This is a genomic window from Moritella sp. 24, assembly GCF_018219155.1.
In the GTDB taxonomy this organism is placed as follows: Bacteria; Pseudomonadota; Gammaproteobacteria; order Enterobacterales; family Moritellaceae; genus Moritella.
In genome coordinates, this window is the sequence record NZ_CP056123.1 from 1,890,714 (window position 1) to 1,913,430 (window position 22,717).

At 41.3% G+C, this 22,717-nt stretch carries 21 protein-coding genes; 15 read left to right on the plus strand and 6 right to left on the minus strand.

Annotated elements, in window-relative coordinates:
- The first annotated feature begins 46 nt into the window (after window positions 1-46).
- The gene (glpD, locus tag HWV00_RS08550; protein ID WP_211685670.1) at window positions 47-1,594 is read left to right on the plus strand and encodes a glycerol-3-phosphate dehydrogenase; all 1,548 of its coding nucleotides are present in this window, start codon (window positions 47-49) and stop codon (window positions 1,592-1,594) included.
- A gap of 98 nt (window positions 1,595-1,692) precedes the next feature.
- On the opposite strand, the gene HWV00_RS08555 is transcribed toward glpD, so the two are convergent.
- Window positions 1,693-3,390 (minus strand): electron transfer flavoprotein-ubiquinone oxidoreductase, encoded by a 1,698-nt coding sequence (locus HWV00_RS08555; RefSeq protein WP_211685671.1) that lies wholly within the window; start codon window positions 3,388-3,390, stop codon window positions 1,693-1,695.
- A 204-nt stretch (window positions 3,391-3,594) separates the two neighbouring features.
- On the opposite strand from HWV00_RS08555, the gene HWV00_RS08560 reads away from it, so the two are divergent.
- The gene (locus tag HWV00_RS08560) at window positions 3,595-4,593 is read left to right on the plus strand and encodes an ABC transporter substrate-binding protein (RefSeq protein WP_211685672.1); all 999 of its coding nucleotides are present in this window, start codon (window positions 3,595-3,597) and stop codon (window positions 4,591-4,593) included.
- A 66-nt stretch (window positions 4,594-4,659) separates the two neighbouring features.
- Here the strand turns inward: HWV00_RS08560 and HWV00_RS08565 are convergent, their stop codons facing one another.
- Window positions 4,660-5,529, minus strand: coding sequence for an MYG1 family protein (locus HWV00_RS08565; RefSeq protein ID WP_211685673.1), 870 nt, complete (start codon window positions 5,527-5,529; stop codon window positions 4,660-4,662).
- A gap of 609 nt (window positions 5,530-6,138) precedes the next feature.
- Between HWV00_RS08565 and HWV00_RS08570 the strand changes: the two genes are divergently transcribed.
- From HWV00_RS08570 to HWV00_RS08610, 9 genes are all read left to right on the plus strand, one after another.
- Window positions 6,139-6,345, plus strand: a complete 207-nt coding sequence (locus HWV00_RS08570) for a cold-shock protein (protein ID WP_211685674.1) — start codon at window positions 6,139-6,141, stop codon at window positions 6,343-6,345.
- Window positions 6,346-6,657: 312 nt separating this feature from the next.
- Window positions 6,658-8,028 carry a glutamine synthetase family protein gene (locus HWV00_RS08575; protein WP_211685675.1) on the plus strand — a complete coding sequence of 457 codons (1,371 nt, stop codon included), beginning with the start codon at window positions 6,658-6,660 and terminating at the stop codon, window positions 8,026-8,028.
- 14 nt (window positions 8,029-8,042) lie between these two features.
- A complete protein-coding gene (locus tag HWV00_RS08580; protein WP_211685676.1) occupies window positions 8,043-9,437 on the plus strand; it encodes an aldehyde dehydrogenase family protein in 1,395 nt (464 codons plus the stop codon).
- A gap of 22 nt (window positions 9,438-9,459) precedes the next feature.
- The gene (locus HWV00_RS08585; RefSeq protein WP_211685677.1) at window positions 9,460-10,629 is read left to right on the plus strand and encodes an iron-containing alcohol dehydrogenase; all 1,170 of its coding nucleotides are present in this window, start codon (window positions 9,460-9,462) and stop codon (window positions 10,627-10,629) included.
- The gene (locus HWV00_RS08590; RefSeq protein WP_370630503.1) at window positions 10,630-11,391 is read left to right on the plus strand and encodes a GMP synthase; all 762 of its coding nucleotides are present in this window, start codon (window positions 10,630-10,632) and stop codon (window positions 11,389-11,391) included.
- A 107-nt stretch (window positions 11,392-11,498) separates the two neighbouring features.
- Window positions 11,499-12,443: an RDD family protein gene (locus HWV00_RS08595; RefSeq protein ID WP_255554978.1), complete on the plus strand. Its 945-nt coding sequence runs from the start codon at window positions 11,499-11,501 to the stop codon at window positions 12,441-12,443.
- 29 nt (window positions 12,444-12,472) lie between these two features.
- Window positions 12,473-12,892 (plus strand): hypothetical protein, encoded by a 420-nt coding sequence (locus HWV00_RS08600; protein WP_211685678.1) that lies wholly within the window; start codon window positions 12,473-12,475, stop codon window positions 12,890-12,892.
- Between the two features lie 44 nt (window positions 12,893-12,936).
- Entirely contained in the window at window positions 12,937-13,527 is a 591-nt protein-coding gene (locus HWV00_RS08605) for a uracil-DNA glycosylase family protein (RefSeq protein WP_211685679.1), read from the plus strand.
- A 134-nt stretch (window positions 13,528-13,661) separates the two neighbouring features.
- Entirely contained in the window at window positions 13,662-15,335 is a 1,674-nt protein-coding gene (locus HWV00_RS08610; protein ID WP_211685680.1) for an amidohydrolase, read from the plus strand.
- 99 nt (window positions 15,336-15,434) lie between these two features.
- On the opposite strand, the gene HWV00_RS21450 is transcribed toward HWV00_RS08610, so the two are convergent.
- The 3 genes from HWV00_RS21450 to HWV00_RS08620 all read right to left on the minus strand — a co-directional run bounded on the left by HWV00_RS21450 (window position 15,435) and on the right by HWV00_RS08620 (window position 16,667).
- Window positions 15,435-15,884 (minus strand): LysR family transcriptional regulator substrate-binding protein, encoded by a 450-nt coding sequence (locus HWV00_RS21450; protein WP_370630520.1) that lies wholly within the window; start codon window positions 15,882-15,884, stop codon window positions 15,435-15,437.
- Window positions 15,824-16,306, minus strand: coding sequence for a LysR family transcriptional regulator (locus tag HWV00_RS21455; protein ID WP_255554979.1), 483 nt, complete (start codon window positions 16,304-16,306; stop codon window positions 15,824-15,826). The genes HWV00_RS21450 and HWV00_RS21455 overlap by 61 nt, the downstream gene beginning before the upstream one ends.
- 112 nt (window positions 16,307-16,418) lie before the next feature.
- Window positions 16,419-16,667, minus strand: a complete 249-nt coding sequence (locus HWV00_RS08620; protein WP_211685681.1) for a hypothetical protein — start codon at window positions 16,665-16,667, stop codon at window positions 16,419-16,421.
- Between the two features lie 333 nt (window positions 16,668-17,000).
- On the opposite strand from HWV00_RS08620, the gene HWV00_RS08625 reads away from it, so the two are divergent.
- From HWV00_RS08625 to HWV00_RS08635, 3 genes are all read left to right on the plus strand, one after another.
- On the plus strand, window positions 17,001-17,618 hold the full coding sequence (locus HWV00_RS08625; RefSeq protein ID WP_211685682.1) for a hypothetical protein: 618 nt from the start codon (window positions 17,001-17,003) through the stop codon (window positions 17,616-17,618).
- Window positions 17,619-17,780: 162 nt separating this feature from the next.
- Window positions 17,781-18,533 (plus strand): electron transfer flavoprotein subunit beta/FixA family protein, encoded by a 753-nt coding sequence (locus HWV00_RS08630; protein ID WP_211685683.1) that lies wholly within the window; start codon window positions 17,781-17,783, stop codon window positions 18,531-18,533.
- A complete protein-coding gene (locus HWV00_RS08635) occupies window positions 18,534-19,508 on the plus strand; it encodes an electron transfer flavoprotein subunit alpha/FixB family protein (protein WP_211685684.1) in 975 nt (324 codons plus the stop codon).
- Between the two features lie 2 nt (window positions 19,509-19,510).
- Here the strand turns inward: HWV00_RS08635 and glgC are convergent, their stop codons facing one another.
- The gene (gene glgC, locus HWV00_RS08640; protein WP_211685685.1) at window positions 19,511-20,731 is read right to left on the minus strand and encodes a glucose-1-phosphate adenylyltransferase; all 1,221 of its coding nucleotides are present in this window, start codon (window positions 20,729-20,731) and stop codon (window positions 19,511-19,513) included.
- Window positions 20,732-21,138: 407 nt separating this feature from the next.
- On the opposite strand from glgC, the gene HWV00_RS08645 reads away from it, so the two are divergent.
- A complete protein-coding gene (locus tag HWV00_RS08645) occupies window positions 21,139-22,590 on the plus strand; it encodes a catalase (protein ID WP_304610861.1) in 1,452 nt (483 codons plus the stop codon).
- Window positions 22,591-22,717 lie beyond the last annotated feature (127 nt).

Sequence of the window (22,717 nt, forward strand, 5' to 3'; positions counted from 1 at the left end):
ATAGCGGTCGTTCGCTCAGACAAGAATGTATTAAAGTGAGTTAAGTATGAATAATGGAAATCAGAAAGTAATGACCAATGAAGTGTTAGACCTCATCGTTGTTGGTGGTGGTATTAATGGTGCTGGTATTGCTGCAGATGCAGCGGGTCGTGGTTTAACGGTTGGCTTATATGAAGCCGCTGATTTTGCTTCAGCAACGTCATCAGCAAGTTCTAAACTTGTTCACGGTGGTTTACGTTATCTTGAGCATTACGAATTCCGTTTGGTATCTGAAGCACTTGCTGAACGTGAAGTCTTATTAAAGAAAGCACCACACATTGTGAAACCAATGCGTTTTCGTTTACCACATCGTCCTTTCTTACGTCCTGCGGTACTTATTCGCGCTGGTCTGTTCTTATATGATAACTTGGGTAAACGCACGACGTTACCAAGCAGTAAACAAGTAAACTTAGCAAAGTCAGGTTTACTGAAAAAAGAGATTACTAAAGGTTTTGAATATTCTGACTGTTGGGTTGATGATGCACGTTTAGTTATCCTAAACGCAATGGCAGCACAACGTAACGGCGCTGAAGTTGAAAACTATTGCCGTGTAGAAAAAGCGGTACGTAAAGACGGTTTGTGGGAAGTAACGATTAGAAACGAACAAACAAATGTTTGTTTCCAACGTACTGCGCGTGCACTAGTAAATGCAGCTGGCCCTTGGGTTAAGCAATTCTTCGATGACAGCATGGAAGAAAAGTCGCCACGTAATATTCGTTTGGTGAAAGGTTCACACATTGTTGTGCCACGTATTCACGACGAAGAACAAGCTTACATTTTACAAAACAAAGATAACCGCATTGTGTTTGTTATTCCTTACATGGAAGACTTCTCAATCATAGGTACAACAGATGTTGAGTATGTGGGTGACCCACGTAAAGTAGCAATCTCTGATGATGAGGTTGATTACCTGATTGAAGTTGTAAACGAACATTTTGTTAAACAACTGGCACCAAGTGATGTTGTTTGGACTTATAGTGGCGTACGTCCACTGTGTGATGACGAATCTTCATCACCACAAGCAATTACACGTGATTACACATTAGAAATTGAGCAAGAAGGCGATCAAGCGCCATTGCTATCAATCTTTGGTGGCAAGTTAACGACTTACCGTAAACTGGCTGAGTCTGCGATGAATCTGATTTCACCGTATTTTGACAAGCTAGGTGGTTCATGGACTGCTGATACAGCACTACCTGGTGGTGATTTTAACTATCCACGAACGCAGTTAGTTGAAAATATCTGTTCAAAGCATTTATGGTTAAACCCTGAAACAGCTAAGCGTTATGTTAATCAGTTTGGTACAGATTCTTGGGATTTATTTGCGGGTTGTACTTCTGAAGCAGATTTCGGTATTCACTTTGGTCAAGGCGTTTACAGCCGCGAAATTGATTACTTGATTGAAACTGAATTTGCGAAGAAAGCAGAAGACGTATTATGGCGCCGAACTAAGCTTGGCCTGTATTTAACGAAAGAACAACAAGCGGAAGTTGCTGACTACATTAATGCAAAAGTAGTAAAGCTAAACCCGGTAAAGCTAGATAAAGTGGGCTAATAACGTAACTCACTACGTTCATTAATCCACTTAAATTAAAGCGCGACTAATCATTGATTAGTCGCGCTTTTTTTTGCCGTTTTATCTTGAATCGTATATTACATGCCTGAGTAATTAGGGCCGGAACCACCTTCTGGCGGTGTCCATGTAATATTCTGTGAGGGGTCTTTAATATCACAGGCCTTACAGTGAATGCAATTTTCGGGATTTATCTGGAATTTGATTTGCTCGTCAATTGTCTGTATTTCATAAACCGCAGCAGGGCAATAACGCTGAGCAGGTTCTGCAAAACGGGGGAGGTTTGTGCACATCGGAATAGCTGGATCTGCCAATTTAAGATGACAAGGTTGGTCTGCATCATGTTGTATGTTGGCCAAAAAGACAGAGCTTAATCTATCAAACGTTAGGGTGTTATCTGGTGTTGGATAAGCTATTTGAGTTGATGACGTTATTTTTTGTAATTGGCAGTGATCGGGTTTGCAATCGTGTAATGTAAAGGGAAGGCTTTTATGCAATATGTTTTGTTCGAACCAAGTGACACCTAACATCGCATTGCAACGATGTGTGATGGGCGCGAAATTACGAGATTGGTAGAGTTCCTGATATACCCATGACGCTTCATATAACAAGGTGAAATGCTCAAGACTTTCTGCTTTGTTTGTATCTATGTCTGCTTTTATTTTTTGCTCTGGATTTAAAGTCGATTTATAGTTATTTAACGACATTGCCGAGAACACGGCTTCAGCACCTATCATCCCTGTTTTCATGGCGGTGTGTGTGCCTTTTAATTTTGCCACATTAAGCGTACCGGCATCACAACCCAGTAATAATCCACCTGGAAATACCATTTTAGGTAACGAATTATAGCCGCCTTTGGTCACGGTTCTTGCTCCGTAAGCAAGGCGTTTTCCTCCTTTTAGGAAGCGACTTACTGCGGGATGTAATTTTAATCGTTGAAACTCTTCGAAAGGGCTAAGGTAAGGGTTTTGATAATTTAGATCGGTAATAAGGCCCACATAAGCCTGATTGTCACCGAGGTGATACATGAATGCGCCACCTGTTGCGCCGTGTTCGGCTAGGGGCCAACCGATACTGTGCATCACTAAGCCAGACTGATGAAGCGCAGGATCTATTTCCCATAACTCTTTAATACCTAAGCCGTAATGTTGTGGGTCAACATCGCTATCTAATTGATACTTCTCAATGAGCTCTTTACCTAAATGCCCACGAGAACCTTCTGTAATCAGAGTGTACTTTGCATTCAGTTCCATGCCGGATTGGAAGTTGTCTTTTTCTTTCCCTTGTTTATCACGCCCCATATCGCCGGTGATAACCCCTTTTACGCTGCCGTCTTCGTTAAAAGATAGTTCGTTAGCAGCAAATCCTGTGAATATTTCAGCGCCCAGATCTTGTGCTTGCTCTGCTAACCAAGTACATAATTCACCGAGACTGATTATAAAATTATGTTTGTTGTGTAAACTGGCTGGAATTAACATGCTGGGTATTCTACGTGCTGTCGTGGCGCTTTTTAATAACCAAGTTTCATCACGTTGTACGGCATTGGTGACAGGCGCATTTAAGTTAGCCCAATCAGGAAATAGTTCGTCTAATGCGCGAGGCTCGAATATCGTACCTGCTAGAGTATGACCGCCAATATCAGCGGCTTTTTCTAATACACAAACACTGATTTCTGTATTTGATTCAAGCGCAAGTTGGCGTAGTCGACAAGCGGCGGAGAGACCCGCAGGCCCAGCCCCTACAATAACGACATCAAAATTCATTGATTCACGTTTCACGCTTGTCACCTTTATGTTTTAACTTTGTTTAAGTATTGTGTATGTTTTGATGATCGCCAATAATATTATTAATCATAGATAACCGGATAAATTTAACTGATTAGTTAACATTTTTTAGTGAATGTGAGCATTTTGTGTAAAATAATAAGTACAATGGAAATTAATCTATCCAATCAATGTATTTGTTTAACCTGAGGTTTTAGTATGTTTAAAAAATCGCCTTTAGTATTGCTACTCAGCATGGCATCTTTTAATTCATTTGCAGCGGAATGTGGTTCAGTCACCATCGCGGATATGAATTTGGGCAGTGCGACTTTAGTGGCTAATATCGATGCTTTCATTTTAGCGAATGGTTATGGCTGCGATGTTGAGATTGTTCCGGGTAATTCGACGATAACAGCTACATCGATGATTGAAAAAAACACGCCCGATATTGCACCTGAATTTTGGACTAATCAAATAAGAGCAACGCTGGAAAAAGGCGGTGAAGAAGGGCGTATTGTTGTTGCAGGCGATTTACTGTCTGACGGTGCGGTATCAGGTTTTTGGGTACCTGCGTATATGGTTGAAAAAGATCCATCGTTAGCTACGTTAGCGGGTATCAAGGCTAATGCTAAGTTATTCAAGCATCCTGAAGATCCAAGCCGTTCTGCTTTTATGGCTTGCCCTGCTGGCTGGACATGTCAGATATCAACAACCAATTTATATAAAGCGATGGATTTAGCTGATTATGGCTTTGATTTAGTTGATCCAGGCTCTGGTGCTGGATTGTCAGGATCAATGGTTAAAGCGTACGAAAACAAAGAAGCTTGGTTTGGCTATTATTGGTCGCCAACTGCGATCATGGATAAATATGACATGGTGCGTGTTGATTTCGGGACTGGGTTTAACCGTGATGAATTTGAAAACTGTACCATTATAGAAGAGTGTGAAGATCCGAAAGTGACGGATTATCCAGCCGCACCAGTACAGAGTATTGTGACATCGAGTTTCTCTAAAAGAGAACCTGAGGTGATGCAGTACCTTGGTAAACGTTCATTTACAAATGCTCAAATGAATCAGCAATTGGCATGGATAGATGAAGAACAAGCTGATGGTGATTATGCCGCCGAGAATTTCTTATTGAATAATAAAGCGATGTGGAGTCAGTGGGTAACGCAGGATGTTGCATTAAAAATTGATGCCGCTTTAGCTGATTTATAACCGACTAAAGATGTGACTTAAAGTGAAGCGGGAAGATAACCAAGGTATTTTCCCGCCTAAATCTAGTTATGCTTTAACAGCCATTTCAGCCATTTTCATCGTGCTTTCAAACGATTCTGCACCTGCAATAAATAAACCGTTATGGCAGAACATCACATCATCAAGACCAGTCTCGTCTTTAAATGCTTGATCAGATAAACCAGCCCATGGTTTTGGCAGTGATTTTCTGTCTTCGAATGAACCAAGTTCAACAGGTACTGCTTGAATGATCCATTTACCAGACTGAGACGGATAAACCATAAACAGTGCATTTGGTGCTAAGTTTAGTACTGTTGTTTTCCACGGTGTGTATTGTTCTAACACTATCACTCTAGGGTCTTCTGCGTTATCAATTGCTTTTGCTACAATGTCTTTCGCGTTAATACCACCGGCCGCAGAAGCAATGAATCGCGTTAAAATACGTGATGCAAACGCAACCGCTTCATCAAAACATGCATCTAAATCGCTGTCTTCTTCCCAAGTTGGGTTGAACATTGAAATCGTTTGGCTAAGGCTAATACCTTGGGCAACACCTTCAACATGGCCACAATCAACCGCGTCAATTGTTGATACTAAACCTGCATCTACAGCATCAGCGATTTCTTGGTTGCCTTGGCATATTTCTAAGCCATATTTCTGCCAAACTAAACCAAATGAAGAGAAGGGAATACCATTTTCGCGTTGGCCTGCGCCACCACGTTGATGATGGTCAAAACGACCTGTATCTGGATCATATTCACCACCTACATCGATCACAATATCAGCTTCGCCGATCAGTTCTAAATCACGTGTACGCACGAGCTTAAATGTTGGGAAAATGTTTTTAAGTGCAGCGATACTGAAAACATCATCTGCATGGAACTTACCATTGTGAGTTGCTATTGTTTTATCATTCATTTGTTTTATGTCATCTTAGAAAGAGATAAGAAGGTATTTTTCGTTAAATTCTATGGCAGATTCTATACGAAGACAGCGAACAAAAATAGCTGATTTTTAATAACTAAAATATCGAACGGTTGGGTTGCCTAATATGTAAGGAGTGATGGACGTAAAGGTGCATGTTAAATCATAAACGTGCTTTCTTTTTATGACTTGTTTAAAAGGTGCACTAATGTGTCGTATTTTTAAACCGATGCCTAAATTAAGATAAATTGACAGTGTAAACGCTGCATGTATACAAACATTTTAACTCGTTGTCTACCTGTAAGTTGATGATATTAATATTATTATCGCGTGATGTTTAACTACTTTCAGGTATTGGGAAGAGGGTTGGATATACCCTCAATACAAATTTTATTTACACTGATTCATTTTTATTTTTTAAATAACTTTGACTTTTATTTAAAAATCTATAAAGTGCGGTCTCAGCAAGAAAGCCTTTTGTTTACATTCTCCATTTCGTTGTTTTATTCATAATACCTCGCTCTGTAGTTTTTAAGTTCCAGTTTTTTGTACGCTATTCAAGCCTATTAAGGCGATTTAAAATTAAGATTACAGGATAATATTATGTCTAAAGTTCAAGGTACTGTTAAATGGTTTAACGAAGCTAAAGGTTTTGGTTTCATCGAGCAAGAAAATGGCCCAGATGTATTTGCACATTTCAGCGCAATCTCAAGCGAAGGTTTCAAAACTTTAGCTGAAGGCCAAAAAGTAGAATTCACTGTTGGTCAAGGTCCTAAAGGTCCTAACGCAGAAAACATCGTAGCACTTTAATTTGCTATCATGTTTAGCTCTTATACTGAGCTGACTAAATTCTAAAAAATGGCGAACCTTCATTGGTTCGCCATTTTTTTTGCTTTTTTTTCAATGTGTTGATCCTTTAGCTAAGACGCTGAACATTATCTTACAGAAAACTGCCATTCCGTTTACCTTAACCCGCAGGGTGAGACGACAATCATTACGAGATTCAAAATACTCCCTATACTAGAAAGATGCTGTTACCTATTCTGTTACTTTACAAAGGGCACAGAAGCGTACGCTATTTGAAGCATGGCCGATATTGGCTCTGTCATATAAGGATGTATTATGCTTAACCCAAGGGAAATAAAGACGGTTGCCGATGCTAAAAAAATTGTCGAACAACGTGGTTTAACGCATGTTAAAGTCGGTTTGTTTGATGCTGACGGTATCATGCGTGGCAAGTATATGAATAAAGAGAAATTCTTCTCTTCTCTCGATAGTGGCTTTTCTTTCTGTGATGTGGTTTTAGGCTGGGATTCAAAAGATCAGCTTTACGATAATGTTGAATATACAGGCTGGCACACCGGTTATCCTGATGCCCCTGTTCGTATTTTACCTGAGACTTGTCGTGCGTTACCTGCCGAGGGCGACATGTTGTTATTTATGGCTGAGTTTAGTCAGCATGCCGAAGCTATCTGCCCTAGAGGAACCTTGCGCCGCGTACTCGCGCGTGCTGAACGAATGGGCTTTGCAGCCACTGCCGCGTTCGAATATGAATTCTTTATGTTTAAAGAAACACCTGAATCAGTGAGAGAGAAGGGTTATAAGCACCTCACGCCACTCTCGCCTGATTTTTTTGGTTATTCCATGCTCCGCAATTCTGTTCATGCCGATTTACATCATCAAATTATGTCCCTAGGGGAGGAGATGGATTTCCCGTTAGAAAGTTTACATACCGAAACCGGCCCTGGTGTATTAGAAGCCGCGATTGCTTATGATGGTGCGCAAGATGCAGCCGATAAAGCCGCTTTATTCAAAACGTTTATTAAAGTGTGGGCGCAGCGCAATGGGTTGATGGCGACTTTCATGGCGAAATGGTCTGCCGATTTACCGGGGCAAAGTGGGCACATTCATATCTCTCTAAAAGACAAAGAGGGTAACGCGGTGTTTCACGATCCTAACAATAAGCACAACATGAGTGATACTCAACGCCACTTCCTTGCTGGTCAACAAAAGTACATGCCAGAGTTTTTATCGATGATAGCGCCAACCGTAAACAGTTATAGCCGTATGGTACCAGGATTATGGGCACCGCTTGACGCGACTTGGGGCGTTGAAAACCGAACGACTGCATTACGGGTTATTCCGGGCTCAGCAAAGTCTCAGCGTATTGAATACCGTTTAGGCTCTGCAGATGCGAATCCTTACCTTGCCCTTGCTGCGGCATTAGCCTCGGGGCTCATGGGTATAGAGCAAAAACTAGAACCTCACGCGCAAGTGAAAGGCAATGCGTATGAACAAGACCATTCAGAAGCACTATCGCTGCCACGTACACTGTTTGATGCTGCACGTAAGTTAAAGCGTTCTGAGGTCGCTAAGGAATTGTTCGGTCAAGAGTTTGTGCAACATTATGCTGCGACCAGAGAGTGGGAAGAGTGTGAATTTAGAAAGCATGTGACAGATTGGGAACTCGAACGTTATTTTGAGATCATCTAAGGAGCAGCGTGACTATGACGTGCAAAAATCACATACAACGAACCTATTCACCCATTGATAATAGTCTTTATGTTGAGCGTCATCTCGCGAGTGCTGAAAGCATTAACAAGACATTGGAACATGCTGTCGTCGCTCAAACTCACTGGCATCATGTAGAGCTTAAAGAACGCGCTGAAATTTGCCATAAAATGGTCGATATATTTGTTGAAAATGAAGACGAGATTGCTAACGAATTATGCTGGATGATGGGACGTCCAATTCAATACGCACGTGGTGAAGTCGCTGGATTAGCAGAACGTGCGCGTTACATGATTGACACTGCAAGCGATGCTTTAGCTAATATTGAATTACCAGAAAAAATAGGCTTTGTGCGTTATATTCAACGTGAAGCATTAGGTACTGTCTTTGTTGTTGCCCCGTGGAATTATCCTTACCTCACTGCAATTAATGCGATTATGCCAGCCATTATGGCGGGGAATTGTGTTGTATTAAAGCATTCTGCACAGACCCCCTTGTGTGCAGAGCAATTGTTTAATGCCTTTCAAAAAGCGGGATTACCAGATGACGTATTCCAATATTTGCATCTTAGCCATGCAGATACTGAGGCTGTGATTAAAGATAGCCGCATTGATTACGTGGCATTCACGGGTTCTGTGGCGGGAGGTTCAATGGTTGAAGCTGCAGCCTGTGGGCGTTTCATTGGCGTTGGTTTAGAGCTGGGCGGTAAAGATCCTGCTTATGTTCGTGCTGATGCTGATCTCGACCATGCGGTAGCAACGTGCATTGATGGTGCGTTTTTCAATTCGGGACAATCGTGTTGTGGTATTGAACGTATCTACGTAGATAGCTGCGTGTTCGACGAATTTGTACGTAAGTCTGTCAATATCGTTAATGGCTATCAACTGGGGCGGCCTGATGATGAACACACTACATTAGGCCCTGTTGTGAAAACGTCTGCTGCTGATTTTGTTCGTGCGCAAGTTAATGAGGCCATTGCTCAAGGTGCTGTTCCGCATATCGATGTGGATAACTTTCCGCAGGATGAAATTGGTACACCATATCTCGCGCCACAATTATTAACCAATGTGAATCACCAAATGCGCATCATGACAGAAGAAAGCTTTGGCCCTGTGGTCGGTATTATGAAAGTAGAGAGCGATGAAGAGGCCGTATCGTTAATGAATGATTCTGAATTTGGTCTTACCGCGTCGGTATTTACGCAAAATATTGAAACGGCTATCGAGATTGGTGAGCGCTTAGAAACAGGTACTTTTTTTGTTAATCGCTGTGACTACCTCGATCCTGCGTTAGCGTGGACAGGGGTTAAGAATTCAGGACGAGGCTGTACCTTATCTGCGCTAGGTTATGAGTCGCTCACACGTCCAAAATCATTCCATATTAAGCTTTAGTTTTCGTTAATTGGGGGAAGTCATGGAACTTAATCAATTTACTGTTAATTGGCATTATCCAACTGCTATTCGTGCAGGTATCGGGCGGGTTCAAGATTTACCTGCCTGTTGCCAAGAATTAGGCATGACTGCGCCATTGTTAATTACAGACCCTGCGTTGGCTGAACTACCCATGGTGCAAGCGGTATTAATCAGCTGTCAGCAAGCTGGTTTAAGGTGTGGTCTTTTTTCACAAATAAAAAGTAATCCAACAGGTGGAAATGTCAGTGATGGGGTACAAGCATACTTACGTGGCGGCCATGATGGTGTTATCGCATTGGGTGGTGGTTCTGCACTTGATGCTGGTAAAGCTGTTGCCTTGATGGTGGGACAGGGCCGCCCTGTCTGGGATTTTGAAGATGTGGGAGATAACTGGAAAAATGTATGTACCGATGGTATGGCCCCCGTTGTCGCGGTTCCTACCACATCTGGTACGGGGTCTGAAGTCGGGCGCGCCTCGGTGATCACGGATTCTGACCATCACATTAAACGCATTATCTTTCACCCAAACATGCTACCTACGATTGTTATTTTAGACCCGCAATTGAGTACTGGTTTACCCGCTAAGTTAACCGCAGCAACGGGTATGGATGCCTTATCCCACGCCTTAGAAGCGTACTGCGCGAATTATTATCACCCAATGGCAGAAGGTATTGCACTGGAAGCGATTCGCTTAATTAAAGAATACCTACCGCGGGCAGTGGAAGATGGGGGCGATCTTGAAGCCAGAGCTCAAATGATGACAGCGTCGACAATGGGCTCAACGGCTTTCCAGCGTGGACTTGGTGGTATGCATGCACTTGCTCATCCTATTGGCGCTATTTACGATAGCCATCATGGTTTATTAAACGCAATCTTAATGCCTTATGTATTAAAGGCGAATCGTAGTGTTATTGAGGTAAAGTTAACCCGTTTAAGTCGTTACCTCGAGTTGGAAGAACCTGGTTTTGATAGTTTCTTAAACTGGGTATTAACGTTACGTAAAGAGCTCGATATTCCACATGCTTTAAGTGCGATTGGCATTGATGCTGAGCGCGTTGATGACATCGGAGTCATGGCTGAACAAGATCCATCGGCAGCAGGTAATCCTATTGCACTTGATGCGAAGCAATATGCAGAGATTTGCTTATCTGCAGTGCATGGAGATTTGTAAATGGGCGTAATAACCTCACAAAACACCCAGCATGGAGGTAAGGTGATGACATTAGGCATTCTACAATGCGACCATGTACAAGCCATATTACAGCCGGAGTTTGGTGATTATCCTGCGATGTTTGAGGCGCTATTTCAACTTACGGATGAAGCAGTCAATATTCGTTTTTACCCTGTTATTGATGGCCAGTTTCCACAACATATTGAAGAATGTGATGCTTATATTTGCAGTGGCAGTAAATTGGGGGTAAATGATGAGCAACCTTGGATACGTCAATTGGAAGTGTTTATCCGTACACTTTATACCGAGGGTAAAGGCTTGGTCGGTATTTGTTTTGGTCATCAGTTAATTGCTAAAGCACTCGGAGGTGAAGTCGAAAGAAGCCCACGTGGCTGGGGAGTAGGTGTGGCTCAGTCTCGTTGTCTGCTAGAACAGGATTGGATGCAGCCAAAACAAGATCATATTGCGCTTGTGGTTTGTCATCAAGATCAAGTCTGTAAGCTTCCCCTTGGGTCGCAAGTGTTGGTGAGTAATGAATTCTGCCCTTACAGTATGTTCCAAGTTGATTCTCATTTTCTCGGTATGCAGGGGCACCCTGAATTTAGTACCCAGTTTTCTTCGGCAATCATGGCATTACGGCGTGATAAAATTCCTGCGGATACGATCAACACTGCGATGACGTCACTCAGTAAGGAAGCTGATGATAAGCTCGTCACCCTGTGGATATTGGCTTTCCTCAGGCAAACAATGGCGGTGAATTAGTTGCTTGATCACACTTTTCAATTTCCTTTCTTACGTTCCTGTCTATTAAATTAAAAAATCAATAGAATCAACTATATATTTTATACTTAGTAATCAAGGATTAAATTTTGGATAAAGATGAACGCAAATGGATTTGTGGATTTTGGACGCGAATAGGCGCGCTTGTTATAGATGGATTTGTACTTGGAGCGGTTGGCTTTGCTTTAGGGTTATTATTTGAAAACTCGCTTGTTCAAATTGGCTCTTGGGGTAAGTTAATCGGCTTTATTATTGCTATTGCTTATTTCGGTGTGATGAACAGCCGTATTTGTAATGGGCAGTCGTTGGGAAAGATGTATTTCGATATAAAAGTTGTCGATTCTACGAATAATACGATTAGCTTACCAAGATCATTGCTTCGTTATTGTGTGCTTGCAATGCCCTTTTTTTTAAATGGCGTTAATCTTGATAACGAAGCTATTAATAACGAAATTCTGTTCTCCTATCTCATATACCCTTTATCTATTATTGTTTTTGGTGGTTTTATAACGATAAATTACCTGTATATTTTTAACCGTGTGACACGGCAGTCTCTTCATGATCTTGTCGTTGGTACCTATGTGGTTAACACTGACGCAGCGCAAGAAAATACGAGTACCGTGTGGAAGCCGCACTTAATAATTGTATCAGGACTATTGATAATGACTGCTTTTATGCCTGTATTTTTATCAGATCTAACGCAATCAGAACCCTTTAAGAAATTGTACTCGATCCAGAATTCACTAAGCACTATCCCATTTGTTAAAGATGCAGGTGTTACAGAGAGCACAAAATCAGTTTATTCGACTTCTTATGAGACGACGAAGACCACGTACCTCAAAGCTAAAATTGTGCTTTATGAAAATTCAGTTGATGATAATGAACTGGCTAAAAAAATTGTACAAAAGATGGTGAGTGCTTATCCAGAGTCGATCAATAAAGATTTAATTCAAGTAACGCTTATCTATGGGTTCGATATTGGTATTTGGTCCCAATGGTATAGCCATACTCATGTTTTTAATCCAAGTCAGTGAATATTGTAAATATATAATAAGGTCGTCTTTTGTTTAATTCTATTAATACTATGCACCCAGTAAAGCTATGGCTAGTCGCGATACTGGGTTACTGTTCTGTTATTGCTGTATTCGATTTCGACTTTAACGTGCATTTTGCTCTTTTAATTTCGAGTATGATTTTCTGTATTGCGTTTAACCGTAAAAATAATCCTCAGTATATTCAGGACCCGGTTTCATACATTTTATTCGATAGTATAAATATGACGATTGGAACCACTGTATTGCCTGTTTCTTCGATTCGAAAAGTGGCGCTTGATACTGTTAAAAATGAGGGATATTTTTCATTACCCCTTCATCATTTCTCATCTGGTGTTGTACCTGAGTTTATCTTTCCAGCCGCGAAGGTTGATGAGTTAACTATTTATTTGAAGCAGCACTTGCTTGATAGTGTAGAATTTATTACATAATCAATGATGACTAAGCTATATAAAATGCTTGAGAAAATGACAGTATGACAAATCGTATGCTAGACATAATCGTTTCCGATGTACGAAAATGTACCCTCTGTGAAAGTGAACTTCCTATGGGGGCTAGACCTGTATTACAAGTTGATACGGAAGCTAAAATATTAATAGCAGGGCAAGCGCCTGGTATTCGTGTACATGAGTCCGGTATTCCTTTCACTGACCCAAGTGGTAACCGCTTACGCCAATGGATGGGCATTGATAACGACACGTTTTATGATGCCAGTAAGATAGCAATATTACCGATGGGATTTTGTTATCCGGGAACGGGGAAGTCGGGCGACCTGCCACCAAGACCTGAATGCGCTCGAACATGGCGAACGGAGATACTCGCAGCCATGCCTAATATTGAGCTGATACTGGTTATTGGTATTTATGCGCAGAAATGGCACATGAGTGATGTAAAACAGAAAAACTTGACTGAAACAGTGAAGAACTGGCGCGACTATTGGCCTGAACTATTACCTTTACCACATCCAAGTCCACGTAATAATATTTGGCTGAAGAAGAACCCGTGGTTTGAAGACGATGTGATCCCACATTTGCAAGAGCGGGTAGCCTCGTTAGTTGGTGAGTAGTTATTAGCGATTCCTCACCATTCAAAAATCCTGATACTCACTACTTTTATTCTATTTATTTACTGACGTAGACTCTCCTCATCACCACATACTCCTATAATTATGATGATTGTAGGGCATAAAAGGAATCAACGATGAATAGAGTCACTCCGCTAGCAATAATCGCGAGTTTAATAATAAGCCCTACGGCTTTAGCTACAAATGAAGCCGACATGATCCTAACCAATGCCAATATACACGGTCATGATAAAGCGAATACCATTGCAATCCGTGACGGAGCTATTGTATTTATCGGTAAATCCAAAGCGAGTACCGCGTATCGCGCTAAAGGCACTAAAATTGTCGACCTTGAGCAAGCGTACGTCATGCCTGGGTTTATTGATAACCATAATCATGTGTTTGAAGCGGCTTCAGAAGTAGGCGGTAATTGCGAACTTGGTATGGATGCGTCTCTTGAAGAACAAATCCCTTATTTAAAAGCGTGTAGTAAAAATGCTAAGTCTGGTGGTTGGTTAATGGGGTATGGGTTTTCGCTCGATGCGGTGCTCGCTGATGATAATCGTTATACACCACTAGAAGTGATTGATCGTATATTCCCGACGCAGCCTGTCGTATTGATGGAACAGACATCACATTCGATGTGGGTTAATTCTGCAGCGCTGAAATTGGCTGGTATCACTCAATACTCGATGGAACCTCAAGGTGGCAAAATACTCAAAAACGAAGAAACCGGTGAACTTAATGGCATCCTGTTTGATAACGCAGGTGACATTATGATGGAAATGGCATGGAACAGTATTGAAAATCAATTTAACCAAAGCTATGACGGCTTAATGAATGGGCTTGAAGAAGCGGCTGCACATGGTATTACCACTATCGGTGACGGACGACTTTATTGGAAACGGGGCTGGTACGATGTATGGAAAGCGGCTGAAAAAGACGGTGATTTGACCGCGCGTGTTTCTCTACGCCCGTGGATCTACCCTGCAGATGCGATGTCACCACAATTGGCATTTTTAAAGACCATTCAATCAAGTGATAAGTCGCGCTTGTTGCTGGTGGATCAAGTGAAAATGTATAGCGATGGTATTTTCATCAATGGAACAGCCAAAACATTAGCGCCTTATGACGATACATACATTCCAGATGAACCGTTCGGCATTAATTATATTCAGCCAAAGCAGATGCAAGGCTGGTTAGCTGCATTAGATAAGCTTGGTTATAGCGCTCATATTCATGCCATTGGTGATGGTGCGGTTCGAGAGTCATTGAATGCGATTGAATATGCCCGTGAGCAAGGCTCTGATAAACCCTATACCTTGACGCATGTTGAATTGGTTAACCCTGAAGATGTTATTCGTTTTGAAACACTGGATGTTACTGCTGACTTCCAAGTCGGTTCTGACTATGTAGCGGAACATGATCACCAGTGGGCAGAAGCCTTTTTAGGCAAAGAACGCACACATTCAATGATGAACCTAAAACCTATCTTTGAGACAGGCGCGAATGTTACCTTAAGCAGTGATTGGAATGTACATGATATCAACCCATTAGTCGGTATTGCGAATAGCTTAAAGATGGGAGAAACAGGGTTACCTGATATCTATGCCGCGATTGATGCGTATACAATAAATGCCGCAGACAGCTTGGGTATTGGTGATATTACGGGATCTATTACTGTGGGTAAATCGGCTGACTTCGCTATTTTGAATAAAGACATAACGCGTTTGTCACCTAAAGCGATCGCGAAAACAGAAATTATGATGACAGTGTTACAGGGAAATATAGTATACGACGCGGAAGAGTAAACCGATTAAATTGAGATAAATAACAGGTCTATTATTTATCTCAATTACGCTCGTATTGGATTTAAGTTCAAGGGTCTTTTACAGTCCGCGGGTGTTTCATCAACGGATAAGCTGATGGTTTTCTTTAAAGGCGGATATCACCTGACAACCTTGCTTTGAGAGTGTTAAGCCATTACGCCAGCATAATTCAACTCTGCGGTTAATACCTGCTGGTTCAAAATCACAGTTTAATTTAACAAGTTGATTGCGCTCTATTGCAGTATTTACATATTCAGCGGGTAAAAATGCAAAGCCTTTATGGTGTTTCAACATCGCGATAAGTGGCTGAATATCTGAGAAGGTGGCATAGCTTGGGCTAAACCCTTCACTGTGTTCGCTCGCTTCACCTAATATCAATTCTCTATATTGACTTAATTCATTGGTCGTTACGATTGGTAATGAGGCAAGTGGGTGTTGAGGGCTCGATACCAGTACATCTCGATAGTGTCCTAATCGGCAATATTCAAACAGCTGATGATGTAAGGTATCCGATTCATGGGTAATAATGATATCGACATTGCCGTTTTGTAAGTCTTGCGTGAGCTGTTTATCTCATCGCGGTATACTTCAACACTTAAATTGGTTAAATCCAGTGTTAATGACAGCGGTTGCGTAAAGGTCTGCTCGGGAATGTAGTTTTCTATGCCGATGGTTAATACTGTCGGTTCATCTTGCGCGATCATGTTTGCACTTTGTACTAACTTATCAAGTTGGCTCAAGGTGTGCGTTAAGCTTGGCAGCAAGCGTTCACCTGCTTTACTTAAGGTCGTTTTATTGCCAGTACGGTCAAAGAAACTGACACCAAGATCAATCTCAAGATCTGCTATCCACTGACTAACTTGTGGTTGTTTCTTACCGAGCTTACGCGCTGCGGCAGAAATCGAACCTGTTTCAATCGCGAGGAGCAATGCTTTAAGGTGGAGTGAATTCATAGGTCGGCGATTTGAAAATGGATATTACAGAAAGAATAACAGGGTATTGGCCAATCGACTAGACCCTGTTATTCGCTATTATGGTAAATATTCATTACTGCGCAGTAAGGTATTAGTGTTTCTTTTGAACACCGTTACGTACCATTTCTTTACCACCTTCATAAACGTCTTCTGTTACATAACGTGCTAACAGTAGACTTTGTTTATCATCAAATACAGCGATAAAGTGACGGCCATCTTTAGTGTTTGTTGCCATACCAACACCTGCAACACCCTGCAGACCTAAACCACCGTTTTCAATGTCTAGTAGGAAAGTCTCAAGGTCTTTTAAATTATCAATGACATCATGTTCGTTATTCATCTGTGCGTACTCTTTGTGGCGACTCGCCCAATTAAGCAAGTCACTTGTTATAATATGGCGTGTATTTTACAGATTATAGTTGATGATTTAAAGTCTTACGGTGTTTTAAGCCTTAATGCCTAAACCGTAATCTATGAGCTGACAGGGAGTAAATGAGTATGAGACTGAATTTTTAACAGGTTTAAGGTTATTTATTTATCGATATATAGATAAAACACATAAAATTCATGAGGTTGATCATAAAACAAATAGTTCATATTAAAACACCATTATTAAAAAGTTAATTTAACATATACTACTTTGTGATTATTAATATAAATTCAAGGATAGAGAATGTTAAACAAAAAGGTTTTTATTGGCGCTTCAGTGTTACTTCTTTCGGGCTGTACTAGTGTATTGACTGCCAATGAAACAGCACCTGAAATCAACTTTGCAGAAAAGCCAACTGAAATATCGATTGCGGTATTGGACAAACGAGCATACGTGGTCGACAGCGATAAAGAACCCGCGTTCGAAGGCATTATTCGCAGTGGTTTTGGTATCCCTTATTCATATTACACAACGACGAAAGAACCGATGTCTGTGTATTTAACGAATCGTTTATCAGCTGGCTTTGATAAAAAAGGGATTAAAGCGAGCGTTGTTAATACTGAACCAACGATGTCTGTTGATAAGGTCGTGGGCTCACTGGCCAAAGATGATCTTAAGTCAGTTTTATTTGTATTAAATGAATGGAAATATGACTTTCATACATTCACTGATAATTCGTGGTACGACATGGACGTCATTATTGTTGATAAGTTAGGTAATAAAAAAATAGTTAAAAATTTTAAAGGTGAAAATGATGTGCCTGACGGCAGCTTGATCTCAAATGAAATGCAGCTCATCTACAAGCAGCGTTTTGAAAAAGTATTTGCTGATCCAGAAGTTCGCCTCGCATTTAGTCAATAAGATCACCTCGTTAATAATAGGTATCGTTACCGATATCGATTATTACGTATACCCCTCAATTTGCCATACCTCATAACACCACTATTCTTATATGCATCATTGTTTGATTTGTTAAACACGAACCAATTAGTTGAATAAATAGAAGTATGTTGTGGGGCAATCATGAAGATATTAGTCGCAGTGAAGCGGGTTATTGATCATAAGATCAACATCAGGATTAAAGCGGATGAAACGGGAGTTGAAAACGCGAATGTTAGAATGGCGATTAATCCATTTTGTGAAATCGCGATAGAGCAAGCGGTACGCTTTAAAGAAGAGGGGATTGCAGATGAAGTTGTCCTTGTCAGTATTGGCCCTAAAGCTGCTGATGTGCAACTGCGGACAGGATTAGCATTGGGTGCAGACCGCGCCATATTAATTAAAACAGATGATGAAGTGCAGTCCCTCGATGTTGCTAAATTATTGCATAAAGTTGTGCAAGAAGAGTTACCCGATCTAGTGTTGCTAGGTAAGCAGGCGATTGATACTGATAACAATCAAACCGGACAAATGTTGGCGGCGCTGGCAAATATGCCGCAGGGAACTTTTGCTTCTGAGATTCGATTTGTTGTGTCGAATAGCGTCAAAGTGACCCGCGAGGTTGATGGTGGTTTAACAACGATAGAGTTGAGTTTACCTGCTGTTGTGACCGTCGATTTACGTTTGAATACTCCGCGCTATCCATCATTGCCAAACATCATGAAAGCCAAGCGCAAAATTATTACCATCACACCGGTTGATATGATGGGGGTGGCTTTATCACCTCGCTTAGTCACCCTTAAAGTCGAAGAACCTACTGCGCGTCAAGCCGGTATTAAAGTAGCCAATGTGGCAGAACTTGTGGATAAACTCACGCATCAAGCGAAGGTGATTTAAATGGCAATTTTGATCGTGGCTGAACATGATAACAAGGTTCTTCAAACGGCCACTCTGAGCGTGCTTTCTGCTGCGACTGAATTAGCGCAGCACACTGATGATCGCGAATTACACTTGCTTATTATTGGTTATGAATGTCAGTCCGTTGTTGAAATTGCACAGGGGATAGCAGGGGTTAGCCAAATACTGGTTTCCGATCATCAAATTTACCAGTCGCCATTAGCTGAAAATATTGCTTCATTAATTGTATCGGCAGCACAAGAACAAAGCAGCGCTGATTACAGTCACATCCTTACTTCTGCAAGTACAAGTGGGAAAGACTATCAACCGCGTGTCGCAGCGCTGCTAGATGTTGCTCAAATATCCGATATTATTAGTATCGAATCTGCAGATACATTTAAACGGCCGATTTATGCAGGCAAGGCAATTGCTACCGTGCAGTCGATTGATCGTATTAAAGTGATAACGGTACGGAGTAGCGTATTTATGCCAGTGCTGTTAATCACAGGTAACAAAGTACCTATCACTGTGCTTAACCCACAAGCGGACAGTGGTAAATCGACGTTTATTAATGCGGCATTAACTCAATCATCTCGACCTGAGTTAACGACTGCGAAGGTGATTGTTGCTGGTGGGCGTGGGATGAAAAACGCAGAGAATTTTAAGCTGCTTGATACACTTGCAGATCAACTTAATGGTGCTGTTGGTGCGAGTCGTGCTGCGGTTGATGCTGGTTTTGTGGCAAACGATTTGCAAATAGGGCAAACAGGAAAAATTGTTGCTCCCGATTTGTATATCGCGGTCGGAATATCAGGTGCAATCCAACATATTGCCGGTATTAGTGGCAGCAAGGTGATTGTTGCCATTAATAATGATCCTGATGCGCCTATTTTTGATATCGCAGATTATGGATTAGTGGCAGACTTGTTTGAAGTACTGCCAGAGTTAACCACTGTATTGAAAGTAAAAGGGTGAGTCTACGACTCAAACTGATAAGTCGATGGCACGACTACAATACCACGTTCTGAAATGGTGAATCGTGCAGCATCTTCTGCCGCGTTCACACCAATTTTTGTACCTGGTGGGATCTTAACGTGTTTGTCGATAATGCAATTTTGTAGCTGACAATGATCGCCAACTTCAACATTATCAAACAGTATACTGGCATAAATCGTTGCCGCATCGTTGATTTTTACATTGGCAGAAAGCACGGAATTTTGAACAGACCCGCCTGATATTAATACGCCATTAGAAATTAACGAGTTGATAAAAATCCCTTCATTCCCCGTTTCCGAAGACGTCGTTCTTGCTGGTGGCAATTGTCGCTCGTAGGTTCTTATTGCCCAATCACGCTGGTATAAATCTATTGGAGATACATGCTTCAGCAGATCCATATTAGCTTGATACAAAGAATCGATAGTCCCCACATCTCGCCAATAAGCATCCTTACTCACTCGACCTGAGTTGCCTGCAAACCGGTGTGCGTATACTTTTTCTTTATCGATTAATTTAGGAATGATGTCTTGACCAAAATCATGGTTTGAATGCGGGTTTTCAGCATCTTGTTCTAACGCGTCGATTAATGCTTCGGTCGTGAAAATGTAGATCCCCATTGATGCAAGACTTTTTGTTGGATCGTTTGGTAGTGGGGTCGGTTGCCCAGGTTTTTCTGAAAATGCGATGATTTTTTTGGTTTCATCTATAGACATCACTCCGAAGTCACTCGCTTCAGCAACAGGAACATCCATACAGGCTATAGTTAAGTCGGCACCATTTTCCTTATGGCGTTGTAGCATAGGCGCATAATCCATCCGGTAGATATGATCGCCAGAAAGTACGACGACATATTTCGCTTCGCTACGTGATAGTAACCATAGGTTCTGATAAATGGCATCGGCAGTACCGCTATACCATTTATCTCCCTTGCGCATTTGTGGCGGGACAACGGTAACGTATTCGCCTAACTCTGGATTAAAGATGGACCACCCGTCACGTAGATGTTTCTGTAAAGAGTGGGATTTGTATTGAGTTAGCACCAGAATACGTCTTAAACCCGAATGAAGACAGTTAGTTAAGGTGAAATCGATAATGCGATATTTTCCGCCGAAAGGAACCGCTGGTTTTGCTCTGTTATCCGTTAGTGGTGAAAGGCGTGCGCCCATTCCGCCTGCGAGTACTACCGTTAATGTATCTTGCATTTAAATTACTTCCTAGTTGTATATCTTCAAGTAGTTACGGAGAGGTATATACTATTTGTAACAAAGTATGAATCAAAAGTTAAATATTTTATACATAAAAGTATTTATAAATGGGTATCTTTAGCTTGTCGTCACGATAACGCAATATTAATGAGATTATCATTAGATAGGTTGTAGCATTTTGTTTTTTAATTTTAATAGTTTTAAGCTATTGACAATTTAGGTTAAACCGTTTTCTTTTTAGTATAAAACCATTCTATTATTTATACATCGGTTTAATAAGAAGCGAGTAAATACCATAAATCGCATGAGTAGGTGAAGCTGCTTGAAGGTGCGATATTTTTGAAATAGGGTAAACGAGTATTAAGTGCTTTGTATGAAGTCATAAACCATAGAAGGAATTAATGATGAGTAAAAAACTAACGACAGCAGCAGGTTGCCCTGTTGCGCATAATCAGAACGTCCAAACCGCGGGTAAACGAGGCCCTCAACTGCTACAAGATGTGTGGTTTCTGGAAAAACTAGCACACTTTGATCGAGAGGTGATCCCTGAACGTCGTATGCACGCCAAAGGTTCTGGCGCTTATGGTACGTTTACTGTTACTCATGATATTACTCGATTTACGAAGGCGAAAATTTTCTCGGCTATTGGTAAAAAAACAGAATTATTTACTCGTTTTACAACGGTCGCGGGTGAACGTGGTGCTGCCGATGCCGAGCGTGACATCCGTGGTTTTGCCATGAAATTCTATACGGAAGAAGGTAACTGGGACTTAGTCGGTAACAATACACCCGTGTTCTTCTTACGTGATCCACTTAAATTCCCCGATCTTAATCATGCGGTAAAACGTGATCCTAGAACCAATATGCGTAGCGCAAAAAACAACTGGGATTTCTGGACTTCATTACCTGAAGCTTTGCATCAAATTACAATCGTGATGAGTGATCGTGGTATTCCAGCAACGTATCGACATATGCATGGATTTGGTAGCCATACGTTTAGCTTTATCAACAGTGATAATGAACGTTTCTGGGTTAAATTCCATTTCAAATCACAGCAAGGTATTAAGAATTTATCGGATGCAGAATCAGAAACCTTAATTGGTAAAGACCGAGAAAGTCATCACCGTGATTTGCTAGAAAGTATTGATAATCGCGACTTCCCTAAGTGGACGATGCAAATACAGATTATGCCTGAAGATGATGCCTCTAAAGTCCCTTATAATCCTTTTGATCTGACAAAAATATGGCCGCATAGCGACTATCCTTTGATTGAAGTGGGTGAGTTAGAGCTTAATCGTAATCCCGAGAACTTCTTTGCTGAAGTTGAGCAGTCTGCTTTTAATCCAGCAAGTGTGGTACCGGGTATCAGTTTCTCACCAGATAAAATGCTACAAGGGCGTTTATTCTCGTATGGCGATGCACAGCGTTATCGTCTCGGTGTGAATCATCACAGCATTCCGGTTAATGCACCGCGTTGCCCAGTACACAGTTATCATCGTGATGGTGCAATGCGTGTTGATGGTAATCATGGCGGAACAGTGGGGTATGAACCAAATGATCAAGGTGAGTGGGCAGAGCAACCAGATTTTTCTGAGCCACCGCTGAGTCTAGATGGTGCTGCTGCACACTGGGATCATCGTGAAGATGATGACTACTTTAGCCAACCGGGTGATTTGTTCCGACTAATGACACCAGAGAAACAAGCTATTTTATTTGATAATACGGCGCGTAACTTAGGCGGTGTACCTGAAGAAATCCAGATCAGGCATTTAAGACATTGCTTCAAAGCTGACCCTGATTATGCCCATGGTATTGCTAAGTTGTTAGGTATTGATGTGAGTAAATATAAAAACTAATACTTAGCTTATTCATTCATACAGTGCTTAGCTATCAAATGGTTAAAGTAACTGTTAGTTATAAATAGGGTGCATGATTTGCACCTTATTTATTTTGCCTTATTCAGTAACGGCTTAATTATTATCG